The organism is Amycolatopsis sp. NPDC101161 (assembly GCF_044768185.1).
In the GTDB taxonomy this organism is placed as follows: domain Bacteria; phylum Actinomycetota; class Actinomycetes; order Mycobacteriales; family Pseudonocardiaceae; genus Amycolatopsis.
This window is the reverse complement of the sequence record NZ_JBIWPI010000001.1, coordinates 658,963-672,755: the sequence shown is the minus strand read 5'-3', so window position 1 is coordinate 672,755 and position 13,793 is coordinate 658,963. Positions and strand designations below refer to the sequence as shown.

At 73.4% G+C, this 13,793-nt stretch carries 12 protein-coding genes; 7 read left to right on the top strand and 5 right to left on the bottom strand.

What is annotated here, in order from left to right:
* Nucleotides 1-48 precede the first annotated feature (48 nt).
* Nucleotides 49-720, bottom strand: coding sequence for a ribulose-phosphate 3-epimerase (rpe, locus tag ACIRSS_RS03280; RefSeq protein WP_400893360.1), 672 nt, complete (start codon nt 718-720; stop codon nt 49-51).
* A 121-nt stretch (nt 721-841) separates the two neighbouring features.
* On the opposite strand from rpe, the gene ACIRSS_RS03275 reads away from it, so the two are divergent.
* From ACIRSS_RS03275 to ACIRSS_RS03260, 4 genes are all read left to right on the top strand, one after another.
* Complete coding sequence (locus ACIRSS_RS03275; RefSeq protein ID WP_400889998.1) at nt 842-2,041, top strand: sensor histidine kinase; 1,200 nt, start codon at nt 842-844, stop codon at nt 2,039-2,041.
* Nucleotides 2,038-2,694, top strand: a complete 657-nt coding sequence (locus tag ACIRSS_RS03270; protein WP_400889996.1) for a response regulator — start codon at nt 2,038-2,040, stop codon at nt 2,692-2,694. The genes ACIRSS_RS03275 and ACIRSS_RS03270 overlap by 4 nt, the downstream gene beginning before the upstream one ends.
* Nucleotides 2,695-2,854: 160 nt before the next feature.
* Complete coding sequence (gene phoA, locus ACIRSS_RS03265) at nt 2,855-4,249, top strand: alkaline phosphatase (RefSeq protein ID WP_400889994.1); 1,395 nt, start codon at nt 2,855-2,857, stop codon at nt 4,247-4,249.
* Nucleotides 4,250-4,351: 102 nt separating this feature from the next.
* A complete protein-coding gene (locus ACIRSS_RS03260; protein ID WP_400889992.1) occupies nt 4,352-5,434 on the top strand; it encodes a serine hydrolase domain-containing protein in 1,083 nt (360 codons plus the stop codon).
* Nucleotides 5,435-5,494: 60 nt separating this feature from the next.
* On the opposite strand, the gene ACIRSS_RS03255 is transcribed toward ACIRSS_RS03260, so the two are convergent.
* The 3 genes from ACIRSS_RS03255 to fmt are packed head-to-tail and all read right to left on the bottom strand — an operon-like array spanning nt 5,495 to nt 8,336.
* The gene (locus ACIRSS_RS03255) at nt 5,495-5,992 is read right to left on the bottom strand and encodes a flavoprotein (RefSeq protein ID WP_400889990.1); all 498 of its coding nucleotides are present in this window, start codon (nt 5,990-5,992) and stop codon (nt 5,495-5,497) included.
* Entirely contained in the window at nt 5,989-7,413 is a 1,425-nt protein-coding gene (locus ACIRSS_RS03250; RefSeq protein WP_400889988.1) for an RsmB/NOP family class I SAM-dependent RNA methyltransferase, read from the bottom strand. The genes ACIRSS_RS03255 and ACIRSS_RS03250 overlap by 4 nt, the downstream gene beginning before the upstream one ends.
* The gene (fmt, locus tag ACIRSS_RS03245; protein WP_400889986.1) at nt 7,410-8,336 is read right to left on the bottom strand and encodes a methionyl-tRNA formyltransferase; all 927 of its coding nucleotides are present in this window, start codon (nt 8,334-8,336) and stop codon (nt 7,410-7,412) included. Before fmt ends, ACIRSS_RS03250 begins: the two co-directional genes overlap by 4 nt.
* Before the next feature lie 137 nt (nt 8,337-8,473).
* Here fmt and ACIRSS_RS03240 point away from each other — a divergent pair, with 137 nt between their 5' ends.
* Complete coding sequence (locus ACIRSS_RS03240) at nt 8,474-9,418, top strand: GNAT family N-acetyltransferase (RefSeq protein WP_400889984.1); 945 nt, start codon at nt 8,474-8,476, stop codon at nt 9,416-9,418.
* A 33-nt stretch (nt 9,419-9,451) separates the two neighbouring features.
* Here the strand turns inward: ACIRSS_RS03240 and ggt are convergent, their stop codons facing one another.
* Nucleotides 9,452-11,254: a gamma-glutamyltransferase gene (gene ggt, locus ACIRSS_RS03235; RefSeq protein WP_400889982.1), complete on the bottom strand. Its 1,803-nt coding sequence runs from the start codon at nt 11,252-11,254 to the stop codon at nt 9,452-9,454.
* A gap of 214 nt (nt 11,255-11,468) precedes the next feature.
* Here ggt and ACIRSS_RS03230 point away from each other — a divergent pair, with 214 nt between their 5' ends.
* Nucleotides 11,469-12,284, top strand: coding sequence for a lysozyme (locus ACIRSS_RS03230; protein ID WP_400889980.1), 816 nt, complete (start codon nt 11,469-11,471; stop codon nt 12,282-12,284).
* Nucleotides 12,285-12,420: 136 nt separating this feature from the next.
* Complete coding sequence (locus ACIRSS_RS03225) at nt 12,421-13,758, top strand: hypothetical protein (RefSeq protein WP_400889978.1); 1,338 nt, start codon at nt 12,421-12,423, stop codon at nt 13,756-13,758.
* The last annotated feature ends 35 nt before the right edge of the window (nt 13,759-13,793 follow it).

Sequence of the window (13,793 nt, the reverse complement as noted above, 5' to 3'; positions counted from 1 at the left end):
ATCCAACACCCGCCGCGGCCCCGGGGCTTCCCCGGTGCCGCCGCGAGGTCAGCCCGCCCGGCCGCGGGCCGCCTGCTCGCGCAGCGCGGCGACCGCCTTGCCCGGGTCACCGGCGCCGTAGACGGCCGAGCCCGCGACGAAGCAGTCGACGCCCGCTTCGGCGGCCTGCTCGATGGTGTCGGTGTTGATCCCGCCGTCGATCTCGACGACCAGCTTGAGGTGCCCGGTGTCGACGAGCCGCCGCGCGGTGCGGACCTTGTCCAGGACCTCGGCGATGAACGACTGGCCGCCGAAGCCCGGTTCGACGGACATGATCAGCAGCGTGTCGTAGTGCTTGAGGACGTCCAGCCACGGCTCGAGCGCGGTGCCCGGCTTGAGCGACAGGCCTGCCTTCGCGCCCGCGGCGCGCAGGTTCTTCGCCAGCGCGACCGGGTCTTTCGCGGCCTCGGCGTGCACGGTGACGTTGTAGGCGCCGGCCTCGGCGTACCCGATCGCCCAGCGGTCCGGGTCGTCGATCATCAGGTGGCAGTCGATCGGCACGTCGGTGCTCTTCAGCAGCGCCTTCACCACGGGCAGGCCGAGGGTCAGGTTGGGCACGAAGTGCGCGTCCATGACGTCGACGTGGACCCAGTCGGCGCGGGTCTCCCCGGCGCCGGCCACGACGGCGATCTCCTCGCCGAGCCGGGCGAAGTCCGCGGACAGGATGCTGGGGGCGATCAGGGGTCGGTCTGCCACGTCCTGAGTGTAGGAGGAGCGTGCTAACGCTCACTAACCGGTTGTGACCAGGATCTGGCTCCGCGGAGGGAGGCGGCCGCCACACCGGCCGCCCTACGCTCGCCGCATGTCCGGATTCTTCCGCTCCCTGGCGAGGCTCGGCAGCTACCGCGCCCTCCCGTTCGCCGTCGCGGGTGCTCTGGTGATGGTGCCGGTGTCCCCCTTCGCCTTCGCCGCGGCGGTGTCCGTCGAAGCCGACTCCCGGGTGCGGGCGCTGCTCGCGCTGGTGGCCATGGCGGTGCTCACGGGCCTGCTGGGCCTGCTGGGGCCGGTGCGGCGCGCGGGGATCGGGCTGGCGAACCTCCTGCTCGGGACCACCGTCCCGGCGCCGGCCGGGCGCCCCGACGCGGGCTCGCGGCTGCGCTCGGGGCTGTGGCTCGCGCTGCACACGCTGCTGAGCGGCGTGCTGCTCACCGCGCTCGCGTTCCTCGGGCTCGGCCTGCTGGTCCCCGCGGTGTGGCTGGCCGGCGGGCAGGACCGGATCAGCCTGTTCTGGGACGACGTCCCGCTCGGCGGGTGGACGGTCCCGTTCGGTTTCATGCTGCTCTTCGGCGCGCTCGTGCTGGTCGCGGGCGCCACCCGCGCGTTCCGGGCCGGTGCGGAGGCGCTGCTGGGACCGTCCGACACCGAACGGGCGGCGCTCGCCGAGCGCCGCGCCGCCGTGCTCGCCCAGCGCAACCGGCTGGCCCGCGAGCTGCACGACTCGATCGGGCACACGCTGACGACGTCGACCATCCAGGCGGCCGCGGCGGCCGAGCTGGTCGAGGCCGACCCGGCCCAGGTGCGGCGCGCGCTCGGCACGATCGAAGAAGCGTCCCGATCCGCCCTCGAGGACCTCGACCACGTTCTCGGCCTGCTGCGCGAGGAACCGGCGGCGAAGGAGCCCACCCGGACGCTCGCCGAGGTGGACGTCCTCGCCGTGCGCGCCCGCGAAGCCGGGCTCGACGTCCGGTTGACCGTCACCGGGCCGGTCGCCGCGCTGCCCGCCGCCGTGTCGCGCGAGGGCTACCGGATCGTCCAGGAGGGCCTGACCAACGCGTTGCGCCACGCCGGCCCGGGCGCCGTCGACGTCCGCGTCGAAGCCGGACCGGAGCAGCTCGCGATCGCCGTCGTCAACGCGCTGCCCGGCGCCGGGCCGCGGCCGGGGCGGCGCGGGCTGGCCGGGCTCGCCGAGCGCGTCGAAGCCCTGCGCGGCGAGCTCGACGCGGGCCCGGACGGGCCGCGGTGGCGGCTGTCCGCGACGATCCCGCTGCGGGCGGGCGCGTGACGCCCACCGTCCTGCTCGCCGACGACGAGCCGCTCGTCCGCACCGGCCTGCGGGCGCTGCTGGAGCAGCAGGGCATCCCGGTGGTCGGCGAAGCGGCCGGCGGCGCCGAAGTGCTGCCCGCGGTGCGCCGCACCCGGCCGGACGTCGTGCTGATGGACGTCCGGATGCCCGGCACGGACGGCATCGAGGCGACCCGGCAGCTGCTCGCCGAGCTGGCCGAGCCGCCGAAGGTCCTCGTCGTCACGACGTTCGACAACGACGACTACGTGCACGAGGCGCTGCTGGCCGGCGCGAGCGGGTTCCTGCTGAAGCGGGCGCGCAAGGAGGAGATCGCGCACGCCGTCCGGACCGTCGCGACCGGGGAGTCGCTGCTGTTCCCCGAGGCGATCCGGCGGCTGGTGGCCGGCCGGGCGGCCGGCGGGCGGTACGCGCGGGCCGCGAAAACGCTCACCCGGCGCGAAGCCGAGGTGCTCCGGCTGGTCGCGCGCGGCCTGTCCAACCAGGACATCGCCGCCGAGCTGGTGATCAGCCTCGAGACCGTGAAGACCCACGTGGGCAACGTCTTCGGCAAGCTCGGCGCGGCCAACCGCAGCCAGGCGGTGGTCATGGCGTACGAATCGGGCGTCGTCCGGCCGGGGCACCTCGCCGGTTGATGACCGACGTGCTCCCGGTCACCCGCGGGAAGCCATGAGTTCGATCAGCGGCCACCCGGCGGTCACCTTCAGTCTCTTCGCACCACACATGCAGAAGGACTAATAGCGCGTGTCCGAAATCCGGGCAGTTATCCCCCGAAGTCCCCCAATGAGGAGAAACATGGCTTCGCTGTTCGCCGGCCGCCGCCGGTGGCTGGTCGCGGGCGCACTCGGCGCCGCATTGGTCGCCGCCGCCCCGGTCGCCTTCGCCACCAGCGGTTCCGACAACGCCGACGCGCGCTCGTCGGCCGGCACCGGTGATCGCACCAACGACGTCCGCTCTGCGATCCAGGGCGGGCACGCCCGCAACGTGATCCTGTTCCTCGGCGACGGCATGGGCCAGTCCGAGATCACCGCCGCCCGCAACTACGAACGCGGCGCCGCGGGCCGGCTCGCCATGGACGAGCTGCCGCTGACCGGTGACTACACCACCTACGCGGTCGAGCAGAACAACCCGGCCAAGCCGAACTACGTGACCGACTCGGCCGCGTCCGGCACCGGCTGGGCCACCGGCACCAAGACCTACAACGGCGCCATCTCCGTCGACGCGTACGGCAACGACGTCCCGACGATCCTGGAGATCGCCAAGCGCAACGGCCTGCGCACCGGCGACGTCACCACCGCCGAGGTCCAGGACGCGACCCCGGCCGTGCTCGGCGCGCACGTCGTCAGCCGCGACTGCAAGGGCCCGGTCGAGACGACCGCGAAGTGCGCGAAGAACGCCAAGGAGAACGGCGGCCTCGGCTCGATCTCCGAGCAGCTGGTGCAGACCCGCCCCGACGTCCTGCTGGGCGGTGGCGCGAAGTACTTCAACCAGCCGGTGACGGCCGGGAAGTTCAAGGGCAAGCCCGTGCTCGACCAGGCCAAGGCGGCCGGCTACACCGTCGTGAACACCGCGGCCGACCTGGCGAAGGCGCCGAAGGGCAAGCCGGTCCTCGGCCTGTTCGCCGAGGGCAACATGCCGGTCAACTGGACCGGCCCGGCGGCCGTGCACGGCGGCACCGCGCCCACCCGCTGCGCCCCGAACGCGAACCTGCCGAAGACCCAGCCGAAGCTGGCCGACCAGACCCGCAAGGCGCTCGAGCTGCTCGACGACCGCCGCAGCGACAAGGGCTTCTTCCTGCAGGTCGAGGGCGCGAGCATCGACAAGCAGGACCACGCGGCCGACCCGTGCGGCCAGATCGGCGAGACGATCGACTTCGACGCGGCCATCGCGGCGGGCACGGCGTTCGCCCGCAGCCACCCGGACACCCTGGTGCTGGTGACGGCCGACCACGGCCACAGCAGCCAGATCGTCGAGCCCACCGCCACCCCGGGCCTGACCGCGACGCTCGTCACCAACGAGGGCGCGAACATGACCCTGGCCTACGGCACCGCGGAGACCGGCGGCTCGCAGTCGCACACCGGTACCCAGGTGCGCATCGCGGGTCTCGGCCCGCAGGCGGCCAACATCGTCGGGCTGACCAACCAGACCGACCTGTTCGGCACCCTCAAGCGCGCGCTCAAGCTGCGCTGACCCGGTGGGGCAGGCCCCCGGAGGGTTCCGGCGGCCTGCCCCATGCCCCCTGGTGTCCCGGCTCCCTAGCGTGGGAGTACCGAGACACCAGGGGGTTCTTTCATGCGGAAGTCAGTGCGGATCGCCGCCGCCGGCACGCTGGTCGTGCTGCTCGCGGCGACCACGGCGGCGCCGGCGCTCGCGGCCGGTTCGGTGCAGGCGAGCTTGGACGTCGTCACCGCCCAGGACGGCGTACCGGGCGCGGAGGCGGTGATCCAGGACGGCCACCGGACGCGGGTGGTGCGCAGCGGCACGGGTGACGTCAAGACGGGGAAACCGTTCCCGCGCAACGGTTCTTTCCGCGCGGGCAGCGTCACGAAGTCGTTCGTGGCCACGGTCGTGCTGCAGCTGGTCGGCGAGGGCCGGGTGAAGCTGGACGCGCCGGTTTCGCGGTACCTGCCGGGGTTGCTGCCGGATCGGCGGATCACCGTCCGGCAGCTGCTGCAGCACACGAGCGGGCTGTACAACTACACCGACGACCTGGACCTGTCGGATCCGGAAGCCCTGCGCCACCGCGGTGCCGAGCCGGCCGAGCTGGTGGCGATGGCGCTGAAGCACCCGGCGTTGTTCCCGCCGGGCACGAGCTGGTCGTACTCCAACACGAACTACATCGTGGCCGGGATGCTCGCCGAGAAGGTGACCGGGCGCGCGCTGGGCGATCTGATCGCCCAGCGCATCACCCGCCCGCTCGGCCTGCGCGACACGTACTTGCCGCGCCGCGGAGACGAGCGGCTGCCGGACCCGCACGCGGTGGGCTACACGCCGGATCTGGTGGATTTCAGCGACTTCGACGCGACGATCGCCGGGGCGGCGGGCGGCCTGGTCTCGACCCCGGCCGACCTGGACCGGTTCTACGGAGCCCTGCTGGGAGGACGCCTGCTGCGCCCGGCGGAGCTGGCCGAGATGCGGCGGACGGTGCCGGCTCAGCTCGGCGTGCCGGGGGCCCGGTACGGGTTGGGGTTGGGGAGCATCCCGTTGTCGTGCGGGGATTTCTGGGGACACGAGGGCGGGATCATCGGCTTCACGAACCTGGCCGGTGTCGGTCCGGACGGCCGCCGGGTGACGGTGGTGCTGAACGAGAACCCGACCCCGGCCGAGACGAACGGCCACTTGCTGGCGGCGACGGACGCGGCGGCGTGTTCGTAGCCCGAAACTGTCGGTGCCACCCGGTAACGTGGAAAACGGGGGGCGCCCCCGCGGCCGACCTCAGGGCAGCAGGTCGAGGGCCTCGGTCCACGGGCGCCCGATGTCCAGCCGGTGCAGCGTCACCCCGGCTCCCGCGAGGGTGTCGAGGTGGCGCTGCCACGCCGGGTGGTACACCCGCGTGTCCTGGATCTGGTACGCCACCACCATCGTGATCCCCGGCGCGCCCAAGACGTCGCCCAGCACCGTCAGCGCCTGGTTGTCCGCGATCCCCAGCGCCAGTTTGGCCACCGAATTCGCCGACGCCGGCGCGAACAGGAACACCGACGGGTCCGGGTGGGGCCGCGGCTCCCCCGGCAACCGCGAGACGCTCCGCACCGGCAAATCGGTGCACGCGGCCACCTCGGCCAGCCCGCCCGTCGACTCCAGCCAGCGCGAAGCCGTCGGCGTCAACGTGATCGCCGGGCGCCAGCCGCGCTCGGCCGCGGGCCGGACCAGTTCGGCGGCGAAGCGGGTGTCCAGCCCGCCGCACGAACCGGCCACCAGCCCGAGATCCCTCACGGCTTGCGGAGCACGGCGCAGAACATCGCGTCGGTGCCGTGGCGGTGCGGCCACAGCTGGACGTACGGCCCGTCGCCCAGCTCCGGCACGCCCGGGAACAGCTCGCGCGCGTCCAGCACCTCGGCCTTCAACCGCCGCGCCGTCTCGCCGAACACGCCCTCGGTCTCGGCCAGGTGCGGCGAGCAGACGACGTACGTCAGCGCGCCGCCGGGCCGCAGCAGGTCGTAAGCCGCGGCGAGCAGCTCGCCCTGCAGCTTCGTCAGGTCCGCGACGTCGGACGGCTGGCGGCGCCACCGCGCCTCCGGCCGCCGCCGCAGGGCGCCGAGCCCGCTGCACGGCGCGTCGACCAGGATCCGGTCGTAGCCCGGCTCCAGCCCGGACTCGCGGCCGTCGGCGACGTGCACCTTCACCGGCAGGCCGCCCGTGGCCTTCTCGACCAGCTTCGCGCGGTGCGGCGCCTTCTCGACGGCGTCGACGGTCGCCCCGCTCAGCGCCGCCAGCGCGCCGAGCAGCGCGGCCTTGCCGCCGGGGCCCGCGCACAGGTCGAGCCACCGCTCGTCGGTGCCTTCGACGGGCACCTTCGTCGCGGCGATCGCGCACAGCTGGCTGCCCTCGTCCTGGACGGCGGCCAGCCGCTCGCGGACCGGCTCGGCGTCGGCCGGGTCGCCGGCGCCCGCGGGCAGGCGGACGCCGTAGGGCGAGTACGGCGCCGGGTCGCCGCCGGTGATCGCGGCCAGCTCGTCGGCGCTGATCTCGCCGGGCCGGGCGACCAGGTGCACCTCGGGCCGGGCGTCGTCGGCTTCCAACGCGGCCTTGAGGCCCGCGCCCTTGTCCCCCAGCGCTTCGGCGAACGACCGGGCGATCCAGCGCGGGTGCGCGGTGCGCAGCGCGTACGCGCCGATCGGGTCGGTGGAGTCGTCCGGCGCCAGCTCGTCCAGCCACGCGGCTTCGTCCTTTTCGGACACCTTGCGCATGATCGCGTTGGCGAAACCGGTGGCCCACGAACCGGCTTCCGCGCGCACGAGGTCCACAGTGGACGTCACGGCGGCGTGCTCGGGGATGCGCGTGCGCAGCAGCTGGTAGGCGCCGAGGCGCAGCGCGTCGAGCACCGCCGGGTCGGTCTGCGAGAGCGGACGCTCGGCGCAGGCCGCGATGACGGCGTCGAGCAGGCCCTGGGCCCGCGACGCGCCGTACGCGAGTTCGGTGGCCAGTGCCGCGTCACGGCCGGTGATCCGCCGCTCGCGCAGCAGGTCGGGCAGGACGAGGTTGGCGTACGCGTCCTTCGTGCGCACCGCCGCGAGGACGTCGAACGCGGCCTGCCGCGGCGCGTCGACCGCCGGCGGGCGGCGCGGGCCTTCCTTGCGCGGTGCCGGGCGGCCTCGCTGCGGCCGCGACGGACGTCGTTCCCTGTGGTCGTTCACCGGAGGCGTTCTCCCTGCTCGATGCGTGATCCGCGAGCCCAGTCGGTGGCCGCCATCCGTTTCTTGCCGGGTGCCTGGACCTCGCCGAGCCGCAACGGCTTCGTCGCCGTCCCGACCAGCACCCGCTTGCGTTCGACCACGATCTCGCCCGGCGGCGGGCCGGGTTCGTCGAGCACCGTGACCGGACCGAGCTTCAGCCGTTCCCCGCGGAACTCCGCCCACGCGCCCGGGTCCGGGGTGACCGACCGGATCTGCCGGTCGACCGCCGAGGCCGGGTCGGCGAAGGACACGCGCGCGTCCTCGACCGTCACCTTCGGCGCGTAGCTGATGCCCTCGGCGGGCTGGTCGCGGGCGACCAGGCTGCCGTCGGCCAGACCGTCCATGGTGGACAGCAGGAGCTTGGCCCCGGACTCCGCGAGCCGGCCGAGCAGGCCGCCCGCGGTGTCGGTCGCGCCGATCGCCTCGGTGACGACGCCGTAGACCGGGCCCGCGTCCAGCTCCTTGACGATCCGGAACGTCGAGGCGCCGGTGATCTCGTCGCCGGCGCGGATGGCGGCCTGCACCGGCGCCGCGCCCCGCCACGCGGGCAGCAGCGAGAAGTGCAGGTTCACCCAGCCGAGGCGCGGGATGTCGAGGGCGGCCTGCGGCAGCAGCGCGCCGTAAGCGACGACGGGACAGGCGTCCGGCGCCAGTTCGGCCAGGCGCGCGAGGAAGGCCGGGTCGCCGGCGCGCGCGGGCGTCAGGACCTCGATGCCGTGCTCGTCGGCGAGGGCGCCGACCGGCGACCGGACGACGCGGCGGCCGCGCCCGGCCTGGGCGTCGGGCCGGGTGACGACGGCGACGACCTCGTGCCGGCCGGAGTCGAGCAGGGCGCGCAGCGCGGGGACGGCCGGCTCGGGGGTGCCGGCGAAGACGAGCTTCATCGGCCCACCCCCGATGGGGAGGGTTCAGGTGGCTGGAACATCGGACCTGAGTCTAGAAGGCCCCCGTGATCGCGGCGCGCCCGCGCCCGCCGGTAAACGAGGCGACAGCCCGCCGGGGCCCGGTTAGCGTCGCCGCTATGCACGGACTGACGTGGCGCCCGCTCACCCGCGAAGACGCCCAGGCGGCGGCCGACCTGCTCAACGCCATGGAATCCGTGGACGGGATCGGCGAGCACTACACCGCCGACGACACCCTCCAGGAGCTGGTCGACCCGTACGCGGACCTGGAGCGCGGCAGTCTCGCGGCCTTCGACGGCGACGTCATGATCGGCTTCATGAAGATCCGCTACAAGCCGGCCGCGCAGGAGGTGCACCGGGTCTTCCTGGACGGCGGCGTCCATCCCGGCCATCGTCGCCGCGGTATCGGCACCCGGCTCGTCGAAGCCGGGGTCGCCGCCGCGCAGGTCCTGCACGCCCGGCACCACCCGGGCCTGCGGCTCGCGGTGGACGTCCACCGGCCCGGGCACATCGCCGGGCTGGCCGAGCTGATGCGGTCCCGGGGCTTCGCGCCGGTCCGGTACTTCCGGCGCATGGAGCACCCGCTGCGGGACGTCTCGCCGGTGCGAGCGCGGATCGAGCCGTGGTCGGCGGAGACCGACGAGGACTTCCGGCGGGTCCGGAACGCGGCTTTCGAGGACCACTGGGGCGCCGTGCCGATGCCGCCGGACATGTGGCGGAACAAGATCGTCAACCAGACGTTCCGCCCCGAGGTCAGCTTCCTGTTCCGGGACGCGGACGGGACGCCGGCGGGCCTGCTGGTGACGCTGTCGTGGGACGCCGACACCGAGGCCACCGGGATCCGCGACGCGCACTTCATGGTCGTCGGGACGCTCCCCGAGCACCGCAAGCGCGGCATCGCCGGCGCGCTGCTGGCGCACGCGTTGCGCGCCGCGGCGGAGCAGGGTTACGACCGGGCGAGCCTGGTCGTCGACTCGGCGAGCCCGTCCGGCGCTTCCGGGGTGTTCGAGAAGGCCGGGTTCGTGCCGAAGACGCGGTACATCCGCTGGGCGCTCGAACCCTGAGCCGGCGGTCGCCCGCCGGCTCAGGCCTCCGGGCTACCAGTGGGCCGGCCACACCACCTGCGCGGCGCCCTGGCCGCGGCGGACCGGTTCCGCCGCCGCCAGCCAGCGGCCGTCGCGCAGGTGCTCGACGCCGGTCGCCGCGCCGATCTCCGCCGGCGCCGTCGAGAAGCCCTGGCCGCGGGCCTTCAGGTCCGCCGTCTCCGGCTGGTCCAGGAACGCCTGCTCGACCTGGGCGGCCGCCGAGTTCCGCTGCGACGCCCGCGGCGCCGCGATCGCGTCCTCCAGGGACAGCCCGCGGTCGAGGCGGCCGAGGATCACCTGCAGCACCGTCGTGATGATCGACGCGCCGCCCGGCGAACCGGTCGCGAAGAACGGGCGGCCGTGGTCGAGCACGATCGTCGGCGCCATCGACGAGCGCGGCCGCTTGCCCGGGCCGGGCAGGTTCGGGTCGGGCACGCCCGGCGTCACCGGCGTGAACGAGAAGTCGGTCAGCTCGTTGTTGAGCAGGAACCCGCGGCCCGGCACGACGATGCCGCTGCCGCCCTCCTGCTCGATGGTCAGCGTGTAGGCGACGACGTTGCCCCACTTGTCGGCGACCGTGAGGTGCGTGGTGTTCTCGCCCTCGTACGGCGTCGGCGCGGCCGTCGTGCCCGCCGCGCACGGCGTGGGGTGCCTCGGGTCGGCCGGGGCGACCGGGCTGGTCGCGGCCTTGTCCTTCGAGATCAGGCACGCCCGCGAGTCGGCGAAGCGCTGGCTCAGCAGCTCCTTGGCCGGGACGTCGATGACGGCCGGGTCGCCGATCCAGCGGTTGCGGTCGGCGAAGGCGAACCGCGTCGACTCCAGGAAGTACTGCAGGTAGTCGGCCTTGCTCGCGTGCTCGAGGTCGAAGTTCTCGAGGATGTTGAGCGCCTCGCCGATGGTGAGCCCGCCGGAGGACGGCGCCGGCATGCCGTAGACGTCGAGGCCTTCGTAACGCGCGTGGGTCGGGTCGCGCTCGATGGCGCGGTAGGCGGCGAGGTCCTCGGTGCTCAGCTTGCCGGGACGCACGTTCAACGTCGAGGCGGGGTCCTTCGGCGGCTGCTGGACGGTCTTCGCGACGTCGGCGCCGATCGGGCCGCGGTACAGCGCGTCGACGCCCTGGCGTTCGAGCTGCGCGTAGGTGTTCGCGAGGTCGGGGTTGCGGAAGACGGTCCCGGGCACCGGCGGCGCGCCGCCGGGCAGGTACAGCGACCGCGTCGAGGGGAACGCGGCGAACCGCGCGGCGTTGTTCGAGACCTGGGTCTGGAACGTCTGGTCGACGACGAATCCCTTGCGCGCCAGGTCTTCCGCGGGCTTCAGCGACTTCGCCAGTGAGCGCGTCCCCCACTTGCGCAGGGCCTTGGACCAGGTCGCGGGCGTGCCGGGGACGCCGACGCTCAGCCCGCTCGTGACGGCGTCGGCGAACGGCAGCGGCTGGCCGTTTTCGACGAAGAGGTTCGCGTCGGCGGTCTTCGGCGCGGTCTCCCGGCCGTCGAGCGTGTGGACGCGATGGGTCTTGGCGTCGTAGTAGACGAAGAACCCGCCGCCGCCGACGCCGGCGGAGAACGGGTCGGTGACGCCGAGGGCGGCGGCGACCGCGACGGCCGCGTCGACGGCGTTCCCGCCGTCGCGCAGGACCTTGGTGCCGATCGCGGTGGCATCGGCGTCGATGCTGGCCACGGCGCCCCCGAACCCGACCGCGACCGGGGACTTCGGCGTCGGGGTGGCGGCGGAGGCCGGCCCGGCCGCGACGACGGTGGAGGCGAGCGCGGCGGTGGCGGCGAGGACGAGGACTCGGCGGCGTCTGAGCGGCGGCATGCGGGCGAGTCTGCCCCTCGGATCAAGCGCCTTCAAGACGCCAAAGGCGCGGATCGGGCGGATTCGCCCGGTTTGCCAAGATTTTACAAGTTTCCCCAGACTTCGAAATTGCTTCACATGGAGCAGTGACGTTGTGGTACTCGCTGTAACAGAATCATGCCGCGCGGCCTGCACACCGCGCATTCGCGAGGGCAACCGAAAGGAACAACCGAAGATGACTGCACCACGGAGATGGCGCCGCCTGCTCGGCGCCGCTGTCGCGGTTTCGGCCTCCCTGCTGGCCGTGACCGCCCCCGGCGCGTCGGCGGCGCCGGGCCTGCCGGACCAGGACGCTTCGAACAACCACGAGATGGGCGCGGCGATCCGCGCCCACGACGGAGTGGCCCCGGCGGGGCTGGCGCCGGCGTCGGTCGACGCGAGCGTCCCCGGCATCGACGTCAGCTCCTACCAGGGCAACGTCAACTGGGCGTCGTACTGGAGCGCGGGCAAGAAATTCGCCTACGTCAAGGCGACCGAGGGCACCGGCTACCAGAACGCGTACTTCAGCCAGCAGTACACGGGCTCGTACAACGTGGGCATGATCCGCGGCGCGTACCACTACGGCCGCCCGGACACCTCGGGCGGCGCGGCCCAGGCGGACTATTTCGTCGCCCACGGCGGCGGCTGGTCGAAGGACGGCAAAACCCTCCCGGGCACGCTCGACATCGAGTGGGGCCCGAACAACGCGTGCTACGGCAAGACGCCGGCCCAGATGGTGGCGTGGATCAAGGCGTTCAGCGACGAGTACCACGCGAAGACGACCCGCTGGCCGGTGATCTACACGGCAACGAGCTGGTGGAGCCAGTGCACCGCCAACACGGGCGACTTCAGCTCGACGAACCCGCTGTGGGTGGCGAGGTACGCGTCCTCGGCGGGGACGCTGCCGTACAACTGGGGTTTCTACACGTTCTGGCAGTACAGCTCTTCGCCCATTGACCAGGACCAGTTCAGCGCGGACATCACGCGGTTGAAGGTCCTGGCGACCGGCTGATTTCGAGGGGCCGGGAGCACGCGCTGTGCGTGCTCCCGACCCGGCACGGACTTCTGGTCCCGACTTCCGCGGGTTACGCGGCCGGCGCGGTCGGCGGAAGACTCGACCGCGTCACCCACGCCGTGGAGGGAAACCCGTGCGCCTGACCGCTCTGCTCCCCCTGCTCGCCGCCGTTCCGCTGTTCGCTTCCCCCGGGGTGGCCGCCGCCGCGCCCGGGTGCTTCGACTCTGCCGCGCCCCTCACCGTCGAAGAACAGCGCCTGAGCGCGACGCTTCCCGCTGGCGGGCCCGCCGTCGGCCCGGAGCTTGTCCGGCTGGCTGGCCTCGATCCCTTCGTCGCCGAGGTGAAGCACGACCTCTGCGCGGCGCGGACGCCGCGTCGGGCCGAACGCGTTGTCACGCAAGCCGGGGACCGGCTGTGGCGGACGGCCGTCGACCGCGCGCAGGGCCGGCGGCCGGATCTCGGGACGCTCGACCGGTTCGACGACCGGCCGCTCTACTGGGCGCGGCTGCAGCTCAGCAGCGCGATCCGTCAGTGGACGCCGGCGTTCCCCACGCGGCGGGACGCGCTGCTGACGGCGTTCGACCGCGGCTCGCGCGGCCTCGACGACGTCCGGTTCCCGCTCGGGAAGACGCGCCGGGTCATGGTGAGCGGCTTCGACCCGTTCCAGCTCGACGGCTCGGGCATCACCATCTCGAACCCGGCGGGAGCGTCGGCGCTGCAGCTGGACGGGCGCGTGCTCGACACGCCGGCCGGCCCGGCGGTCGTGCAGGCGGTGAGCTTCCCGGTCGTGTGGGGCTACTTCGACGAGGGAATCGTGGAAGCGGCGTACGGAACGGCGTTGCGCGACCGCGCCCGGCGGCCGGACGTGGTTATGACGATCAGCCAGGGCCGTCCGGGCCGCTTCGACGTCGAACGCTGGGCGGGTGCCTGGCGCGGCGGTTTCCCGGACAACAACAACGTTTCCGTGACGGGCGGGGTCCCGCCGGCCGCGGGCTGGCCCCAGCCGGACGTCCAGTTCATCGAGACCACGTTGCCGTACACGAAGATGCTGCAGGTGCCGGGCGCCTACCCGGTCAACTTCAACCAGGCGTTCTGCGTGTGGCCGGATTCCGCGCACCCGGGCGTGGGGACGCCGGTGTGCCGCTCGGACGCTCCGCTGCCGGGCGAAATCGCGCAGGCCGGTGGTGGCGGCAATTACCTGTCGAACGAATCGATGTTCCGCGCGAACCGGGTCCGTCTGGGACTGGGATTGACGTCGGTGGCGGGCGGGCACCTGCACACGCCGGTGCTGGGCCAGCCGACCGGCTTGACGGACCCGGCGTTCGAAGGCCGCCGCCAGGCGATCGCCGCCGAGGTGGTCGACCTGACGACCGCCGCGGCCGGCGGCGCGAGCCCGAAGGTTCCTCTGCCGGTGAAGGAATCCGCACGAGCGGCGCTGGATTCGTTGCCGGGCACGGTGTTGGGCCGCTGATCCGGCGGATTTCGCGCACCGGCCACGGATTCCGA